The organism is Mesonia phycicola (assembly GCF_900141885.1).
GTDB lineage: Bacteria > Bacteroidota > Bacteroidia > Flavobacteriales > Flavobacteriaceae > Mesonia > Mesonia phycicola.
Window position 1 is genome coordinate 1 of the sequence record NZ_FQYY01000042.1, and the last position, 1031, is coordinate 1031.

The window sequence follows — 1031 nt, forward strand, 5'->3', positions numbered from 1 at the left end:
AGTTCCGATTGCAAATATTATTCGGTACTTCCAACTAATTTTAATCATCTTATTTCCTATTTCCATAATATTTGTTTTAAATGCAGTACAACGGTCTCGTATAACCGTCAGTTACGGGTTAATATGCGTTAATTTTCGGTTTATAACTGGCTTTAGCAATTCCGAGTGGATTCGGACGTAGTCGAATCCGCCGTAATTGCGGTTATACGGTGTTACCACACGTTTTTTATTCCGTTATTTTTAATTCAGTCAATAATTGTTCATTCGAAAATCCAGAACAACTGTCGTCTTGAAAATTAATTTTTTCAATTCCATTGTCAAGATTATAACTAATTCCGAAATTACAAGAATTGTCAGTATTTTGCATTAAATTCAGTTTACGCTCAAATAAAGCTATTCTGTCAATAACGGATTCCGTTATTTTTATTTTTCCACGCTTTATTCTTTTTCCGTTTTTGTAATATTTATATTTTAAAAATCCGTTTTTAGGTTTTAAAATCAGTTTATCAGATTCAAAAGTTTGATGTCCCCAAGTTGAGTTTAAAACCCAGCTTTGGTCGTTTTGGATTGATTCTTTTATTAGAGATTTCTTTTCGTAATCTTTGAATTTATTTACACAGATTTTTATTTCATTCAGTTCCTTTGCGTTTGTGAAAGTTGTGTCGATTATCTGTCCAAAAATATTCGTGTATTCTATTTTTATAATGTGCGAATTATTAAGTAAAATCTTCTTTTGATTATTCCAATATTTTTCTTCTTGTTCAAATTTTTGTTCAGTCAGAATTTTCGGTTTAGCTCTATCCAATAAAAACATTGTAAATCCATTTTCTTGACTACAATCATTCGTAACTAATTCAATTCTGTTTTGGGCAAACGAAAACAATGAATTCAAAACTAAAATTGTCGATATGAAAAGCGTTTTTCTCAAATGTGTGGTAACGGTTTTATATAACTTTCAGTTGCGTTGAATTAATGTTAAAGATAGTAAAAAGGGCTAACTTTGACGCTTTTGCGTCTGTGTCCGCAGGACA

General features: G+C 30.5%; 1 protein-coding gene. It reads right to left on the minus strand.

All coding sequences use genetic code 11. The features are described from left to right. Positions 1 to 226: 226 nt before the first annotated feature. Positions 227 to 892: a hypothetical protein gene (locus BUC03_RS15045; protein WP_143159227.1), complete on the minus strand. Its 666-nt coding sequence runs from the start codon at positions 890 to 892 to the stop codon at positions 227 to 229. Positions 893 to 1031 lie beyond the last annotated feature (139 nt).